This window comes from Sphingopyxis sp., assembly GCF_041916015.1.
Taxonomy (GTDB): Bacteria; Pseudomonadota; Alphaproteobacteria; order Sphingomonadales; family Sphingomonadaceae; genus Sphingopyxis.
Genome location: NZ_JAYSAH010000053.1, coordinates 49,593 through 55,666, shown reverse-complemented (window position 1 = coordinate 55,666; position 6,074 = coordinate 49,593). Strand labels below are relative to the sequence as shown.

General features: G+C 64.4%; 11 protein-coding genes. All 11 read left to right on the top strand.

The genetic code is table 11. The features are described from left to right. The coding region (rplE, locus tag ACE3SL_RS08750; protein WP_374525348.1) for a 50S ribosomal protein L5 at nt 1-448 on the top strand (448 nt) is incomplete at its 5' end. Between the two features lie 53 nt (nt 449-501). Beyond that, nucleotides 502-807, top strand: a complete 306-nt coding sequence (rpsN, locus tag ACE3SL_RS08745; RefSeq protein ID WP_374525347.1) for a 30S ribosomal protein S14 — start codon at nt 502-504, stop codon at nt 805-807. A 12-nt stretch (nt 808-819) separates the two neighbouring features. Further along, the gene (rpsH, locus tag ACE3SL_RS08740) at nt 820-1,224 is read left to right on the top strand and encodes a 30S ribosomal protein S8 (protein WP_058454357.1); all 405 of its coding nucleotides are present in this window, start codon (nt 820-822) and stop codon (nt 1,222-1,224) included. Beyond that, nucleotides 1,224-1,757, top strand: a complete 534-nt coding sequence (gene rplF / locus ACE3SL_RS08735; protein WP_237835819.1) for a 50S ribosomal protein L6 — start codon at nt 1,224-1,226, stop codon at nt 1,755-1,757. Before rpsH ends, rplF begins: the two co-directional genes overlap by 1 nt. Before the next feature lie 3 nt (nt 1,758-1,760). Then, nucleotides 1,761-2,114 (top strand): 50S ribosomal protein L18, encoded by a 354-nt coding sequence (gene rplR / locus ACE3SL_RS08730; protein ID WP_257546102.1) that lies wholly within the window; start codon nt 1,761-1,763, stop codon nt 2,112-2,114. Nucleotides 2,115-2,116: 2 nt separating this feature from the next. Continuing rightward, on the top strand, nt 2,117-2,809 hold the full coding sequence (rpsE, locus tag ACE3SL_RS08725; RefSeq protein ID WP_374525346.1) for a 30S ribosomal protein S5: 693 nt from the start codon (nt 2,117-2,119) through the stop codon (nt 2,807-2,809). Nucleotides 2,810-2,813: 4 nt separating this feature from the next. Next, the gene (gene rpmD / locus ACE3SL_RS08720; protein ID WP_237835816.1) at nt 2,814-2,999 is read left to right on the top strand and encodes a 50S ribosomal protein L30; all 186 of its coding nucleotides are present in this window, start codon (nt 2,814-2,816) and stop codon (nt 2,997-2,999) included. A 6-nt stretch (nt 3,000-3,005) separates the two neighbouring features. After that, a complete protein-coding gene (locus ACE3SL_RS08715; protein ID WP_167920379.1) occupies nt 3,006-3,212 on the top strand; it encodes a DUF1737 domain-containing protein in 207 nt (68 codons plus the stop codon). 45 nt (nt 3,213-3,257) lie between these two features. After that, on the top strand, nt 3,258-3,746 hold the full coding sequence (rplO, locus tag ACE3SL_RS08710) for a 50S ribosomal protein L15 (RefSeq protein WP_374525345.1): 489 nt from the start codon (nt 3,258-3,260) through the stop codon (nt 3,744-3,746). Nucleotides 3,747-3,959: 213 nt separating this feature from the next. Continuing rightward, on the top strand, nt 3,960-5,333 hold the full coding sequence (gene secY, locus ACE3SL_RS08705) for a preprotein translocase subunit SecY (RefSeq protein ID WP_374525344.1): 1,374 nt from the start codon (nt 3,960-3,962) through the stop codon (nt 5,331-5,333). Nucleotides 5,334-5,387: 54 nt separating this feature from the next. Next, complete coding sequence (locus ACE3SL_RS08700; protein WP_374525352.1) at nt 5,388-6,044, top strand: adenylate kinase; 657 nt, start codon at nt 5,388-5,390, stop codon at nt 6,042-6,044. Nucleotides 6,045-6,074 lie beyond the last annotated feature (30 nt).

Here is a 6,074-nt window from a genome sequence, read left to right as displayed (position 1 = left end):
CGTCGGCGAAGCCACGCAGGACAAGAAGAAGGTCGAAGCGGCCGCTGCCGAGATGGAACTCATCGCCGGCCAGAAGCCCGTCGTGACCCGCGCGAAGAAGTCGATCGCCCAGTTCAAGCTGCGCGAAGGCATGCCGATCGGCTGCAAGGTGACCCTGCGCCGCGAACGCATGTACGAATTCCTCGACCGCCTGATCACGATCGCCATGCCGCGCATCCGCGACTTCCGCGGCGTGTCGGCGACCAGCTTCGACGGCCGTGGCAACTATGCCATGGGCCTGAAAGAGCAGATCATCTTCCCCGAGATCAACTATGACCGCATCGATCAGGTGCGCGGCATGGACGTGATCGTCACCACCACCGCTCGCACGGACGAAGAGGCCCGCGAACTGCTCAAGCTGTTCGGCTTCCCCTTCCCGATCGAAGCGCAGGAAAAGGAAGCCGCCTGAGTCCCCGCGCGGGACCAGGCAGGCTCTTTCAAGAAGGAAAGAGAACTTAAGTCATGGCGAAACTGAGTTCGACGAACAAGAATGAGCGTCGCAAGAAGCTGGTGAAGAAATATGCCGGCCGCTACGCGAAGCTGAAGGCGATTGCCGCCGACACCTCGCTCGACGATGGCGAGCGTCTGATCGCGCGCCTCAAGATGGCGGAAATTCCGCGCAACGGCAACCCGACCCGCATCCGCAACCGGTGTGAGCTGACGGGCCGCCCGCGCGCCTATTACCGTAAATTCCGGCTGTGCCGCGTGCAGCTCCGCGATCTGGCCAACAAGGGCCTGATCCCCGGTGTTGTGAAGTCGAGCTGGTAAGGGACTTAACTGATGGCAATGACCGATCCCCTGGGTGATATGCTCACCCGCATCCGCAACGGCCAGCAGGCGAAGAAGGACAGCGTCCTGACCCCCGCCTCGACCCTGCGCGTCCGCGTTCTCGATGTGCTCCAGCGCGAAGGCTATATCCGCGGCTACAGCGAGGAATCGCTGGGCGCGAAGGGTCAGCACAAGGGCATCCGCATCGAGCTCAAATATTTCGAAGGCCAGCCGGCGATCCGCCACGTGGCCCGCGTCTCGAAGCCGGGCCGCCGCGTCTATTCGGGCTCGAAAGAGCTGCCGATCGTGCGCAACGGCCTGGGTATCACCATCGTGTCGACCCCGCGCGGCGTTCTCTCGGACGCCGAAGCCCGCGAGCATAATGTCGGCGGCGAAGTGCTGGCGGAGGTGTTCTGATGTCGCGCATTGGTAAAAAGGCAGTAGCGATCCCTGGCGGCGTCACCGCCGCGATCGACGGCGGCCAGCTGTCGGTCAAGGGTCCGAAAGGCACGCTCGCGATGCCGCTGTCCGACAACATCAAATATGAAGTCGGCGAAGGCAGCATCTCGGTTCAGCCCGCGAACGACAGCCGCGAAGCACGCGCCTTCTGGGGCATGCAGCGCACGCTGGTGCAGAACCTGATCACGGGCGTGACCGAGGGCTTCACCAAGGTGCTCGAAATCACGGGTGTCGGCTATCGCGCCAACTCGCAGGGCAAGACGCTCAAGCTGCAGCTCGGCTACAGCCATGATGTCGATTTCGCGGTGCCCGAGGGCATCGAGATCAAGACGCCGGACAACACGACGATCGAGATCAGTGGCATCGACAAGCAGAAGGTCGGCCAGGTCGCGGCGGAAATCCGCCGCTGGCGTAAGCCCGAACCCTATAAGGGCAAGGGCATCAAGTATCGCGGCGAGTACATCTTCCGCAAAGAAGGCAAGAAGAAGTAAGCCATGGCACATCTTACCCCTTTCCAAAAACGCCGTCAGCGCGTCCGTACCGCACTCCGTCAGCGTGCCGCAGGGCGTCCGCGCCTTTCGGTGCACCGTTCGGGCCGTCACATCTATGCGCAGCTCATCGATGACGCCGCCGGCAAGACGCTGGCCGCCGCTTCGACGCTCGACAAGGATGTCCGCGGCAAGACCGGCGCCACCGCAGCCGCAGCGGCTGACGTGGGCAAGCGCCTCGCCGACGCCGCCAAGAAGGCGGGCGTGACGCAGGTCGTGTTCGACCGCGGCGGCTTCCTGTTCCACGGGCGCATCAAGGCGCTGGCCGACGCGGCTCGCGAAGGCGGATTGGAGTTCTGATTATGGCTGACGAAGTACAGAACGTCGAAGGCGCTGTCGAAGCGACCGAAAACACCGGCGCTCCCCGCCGTGGCCGTGGCGGCCGCGACGGTGGCCGTGGGGGTCGTGAAGGTGGCCGTGGCCGCCGCGACGATCGCCGTCCGCGCGACGAAGAAGGTGGCGAGGAGCTCATTGAGAAGCTCGTCCACATCAACCGCGTCTCGAAGACCGTGAAGGGCGGCAAGCGCTTCGGTTTCGCCGCGCTCGTCGTCGTCGGCGATGGCAAGGGCCGTGCCGGTTTCGGCCATGGCAAGGCGCGCGAAGTGCCCGAAGCCATTTCGAAGGCGACCGCCGCCGCGAAGAAGGCGATGATTCGCGTTCCGCTGCGCGACGGCCGCACGCTGCACCACGACGGTCGCGGCCACTTCGGCGCCGGCAACGTCACCGTGCGTTCGGCCCCCGCTGGGACCGGCATCATCGCCGGTGGTCCGATGCGCGCCGTGTTCGAATCGCTGGGCGTTGCCGACGTGGTGACCAAGTCGGTCGGCACCTCGAACCCCTACAACATGATCCGTGCGACCTTCGAGGCGCTCGGCGAACAGACCAGCCCGAAGTCGGTCGCGCAGCGCCGTGGCAAGAAGGTTTCGGACCTGATCAAGCGTGGCGGCGCGTCCGACCGCGCAGCCGAGGCCGAAGCCGCGGCGGTGACGGAGTAAGACAATGGCCGACAAGAAGATCAAGATCCGCCAGATCGGTTCGCCGATCCGTCGTCCCAAGGGCCAGCGCGCCATCCTGACCGGCCTTGGCCTAGGCAAGATGCACCGCGAGGTCGAACTGGTCGACACTCCGGAAGTGCGCGGCATGATCCGCAAGCTTCCGCACATGGTGGAAGTCATTGAGGGCTAAACGTTCGTGAAGCTCTATCGCCTGCTGACTGGTCCCGACGACGCCGCCTTTTGTGCCCGCGTCGAGGGACTGCTCAACCGGGGATGGCAGCTTCACGGCAGCCCCTCGATCACCAGTGTCGATGGCCGCGGCTATGTCGCCCAGGCCATCGTGATGGAGAAGGCCGGGCCCTATCCCGGCTTTCAGCCGTCGAGTGAAATCGAACCGGACTGAAGTCTTTCGGTCCATAGCGCGAACACAGCGAAAGCGAGTGCAACCATGACTATCAAGCTTAACGACCTTCGTGACAACAACGGCGCCCGCAAGGGCCGCATGCGCGTCGGACGCGGCATCGGCTCGGGCAAGGGCAAGACCGCCGGCCGCGGCCAGAAGGGCCAGAAGAGCCGTTCGGGCGTCGCGATCAACGGCTTCGAGGGTGGCCAGATGCCGCTCCACATGCGCATCCCGAAGCGTGGCTTCAACAACATCTTCGCCAAGGATTTCGCGATCGTGAACCTCGGCCAGATCCAGAAGCTCGTCGATGCCAAGAAGCTCGATGCGAAGGCCGTGATCGATCACGCCGCGCTCAAGGCGGCCGGCGTCGCGCGCGGCGGCAAGGACGGCGTCCGCCTCCTCGCCAAGGGCGAACTGACCGCCAAGCTCAATTTCTCGGTCGCCGGCGCGTCGAAGGGCGCGATCGAAGCGGTCGAAAAGGCGGGCGGCAAGGTCGAGTTGCCTGCGGCGCCTGCCGAAGCCAAGGCTGAGTAAGAATTTTCGAGGGGCGGTTCGCAAGGGCCGCCCCTCGATACATGACGAGACTCAAATTCCCGTTCGCACGACGCGAACGGATGGATGGGACGCCCGATATCGACGGGCTGCATCTATAAGCGGGCCTTTCCCCTTGCGCTTCGTGACCGTCGAACGCACATAGGCGCCGGGTCGCGGGGGGCGCGGTCCGGATTATCCTCGAGGAAACTACCCATGGCCTCTCGCGCCGACCAGCTTGCTTCCAGCCTGAACTTTTCCAAGTTCGGCCAGGCGACCGAACTCAAGAACCGCATCTGGTTCACGATCGGCGCGCTGATCGTTTTCCGCTTCCTGTCGTTCGTGCCGCTGCCCGGGGTCGACCCCGTCGCGCTGTCGCGGCTCTATTCGCAGGCGGCGACGGGCGGTGTCCTCGACATTTTCAACACCTTCTCGGGCGGCAGCCTGGAGCGCATGAGCATCATCGCGCTCGGCGTCATGCCCTATATTACGGCGTCGATCGTCGTGCAGCTCGCCTCGGCGCTCGCGCCGAGCCTCGCCGCGCTCAAGAAAGAGGGCGAGAGCGGGCGCAAGAAGCTCAACCAGTACACGCGTTACGGCACGGTGTTCCTGACCGCGATTCAGGGCTATTTCATCGCCGTCGGCCTCGAAACGCTCGGCCAGAGCCAAGGCATCGCCGCGGTCGTCGATCCGGGTATGATGTTCCGCATCGGTGCGGTGATCAGCATTGTCGGCGGCACGCTCTTCCTGATGTGGCTCGGCGAACAGATCACCAGCCGCGGCATCGGCAACGGCGTCTCGCTGATCATCATGGCGGGCATTCTGGCGCAGCTCCCGCGCAGCTTCGCCCAGATGTTCACCCAGGTGCGCGAAGGCTCGATGGGTGGCGGCACGATCGTCGCGGTCGTCGTCGGCGCGGTCGTCATCATCGCCTTCATCAGCTTCATGGAACGCGCGCAGCGCCGCGTTCTCGTCCAATATCCGAAGCGTGCGACGCAGCGCGGCGTGATGCAGGCCGACCGCAGCCACCTGCCGCTCAAGGTCAACACCGCGGGCGTGATCCCGCCGATCTTCGCCTCGTCGCTGCTGCTGATGCCGCTGACCGTCACCCAGATGCTCGGCAACAATGTCCAGCAGGACACGCGCTGGGGCGAGTTCCTCGTCACGCTCAACCAGTATCTCGCGCACGGCCAGCCGCTCTATATGGCGCTCTATGCCGCGGGCATCATCTTCTTCTGCTTCTTTTACGTCGCGGTCGTCTTCAATCCGGAGGAAACCGCCGACAATCTGAAGCGCCAGAACGGCTTCATCCCCGGCATCCGCCCGGGCAAGAACACCGCCGCCTATCTCGACTTCGTGCTGACGCGCATCACCGTGATCGGCGCGGCCTATCTGGCGCTGATCTGCCTCGTCCCTGAATATTTCATCGCGGGGTCGGGGTTGCCGTTCCAGCTCGGCGGCACCAGCCTGCTGATCATCGTCAATGTGACGATCGACACGATCAGCCAGATCCAGAGCCACATGCTCGCGCATCAATATGGCGACCTCATCAAGAAGGCCAAATTGAAGGGCGGTGTTGCGCGTCGCTGACGCCGCCGCTACGCGATTCCCGATAGGGCAGAGGCAACAGGGGCTTCCATGACGCTGAACATCATTTTGCTTGGGCCGCCGGGGGCGGGCAAGGGTACACAGGCTTCGCGGCTCGAAAGCGAGCATGGCATGGTCCAGCTGTCGACCGGCGACATGCTGCGCGCCGCGGTCAAGGCGGGAACGCCGATCGGCCTGCAAGCGAAAGCGGTGATGGACGCGGGCGAGCTGGTGTCGGACGAGATCGTCTCGGGCCTCATCGGCGAACGGCTCGACGAGCTCGGCGGCGAGACCTCGGTCATTTTCGACGGCTATCCGCGCACCGCGGCACAGGCCGATTCGCTCGACTCGATCCTGTCGGAACGCGGCCGCAAGCTCGATCATGTGATCGAACTGGTGGTTGAGGAAGACGCGCTCGTCGACCGCATCACGGGACGCTTCAGCTGCGCCAGATGCGGCGAAGGCTATCATGATCGCTACAAGCTGCCGAAGGTCGCCGATACCTGCGACGTCTGCGGCAGCCACGACTTCAAGCGCCGTCCCGACGACAATGAGGAAACGGTGCGCACGCGCATGGCCGAATACCGCGCCAAGACCGCGCCGATCCTGCCGATCTACGAAGCGCGCGGGATCGTCAGCAAGGTCGACGGCATGGCCGACATCGACCATGTCAACGACGCGATCGAGGCGATCCTGGGACGCGACGCGAGCTAGCCAGTGCCTCTGCCGCCGTCTATGAAGGCG

Excerpts from the sequence above, each read along its gene's own strand:
- rplF (WP_237835819.1), top strand. The coding sequence starts at position 1,224 with ATGTCGCGCATTGGTAAAAAGGCAGTAGCGATCCCTGGCGGCGTCACC.
- rplR (WP_257546102.1), top strand. The coding sequence starts at position 1,761 with ATGGCACATCTTACCCCTTTCCAAAAACGCCGTCAGCGCGTCCGTACC.
- rplO (WP_374525345.1), top strand. The coding sequence starts at position 3,258 with ATGACTATCAAGCTTAACGACCTTCGTGACAACAACGGCGCCCGCAAG.
- rpmD (WP_237835816.1), top strand. The coding sequence starts at position 2,814 with ATGGCCGACAAGAAGATCAAGATCCGCCAGATCGGTTCGCCGATCCGT.
- rpsH (WP_058454357.1), top strand. The coding sequence starts at position 820 with ATGGCAATGACCGATCCCCTGGGTGATATGCTCACCCGCATCCGCAAC.
- rpsN (WP_374525347.1), top strand. The coding sequence starts at position 502 with ATGGCGAAACTGAGTTCGACGAACAAGAATGAGCGTCGCAAGAAGCTG.
- rpsE (WP_374525346.1), top strand. The coding sequence starts at position 2,117 with ATGGCTGACGAAGTACAGAACGTCGAAGGCGCTGTCGAAGCGACCGAA.
- secY (WP_374525344.1), top strand. The coding sequence starts at position 3,960 with ATGGCCTCTCGCGCCGACCAGCTTGCTTCCAGCCTGAACTTTTCCAAG.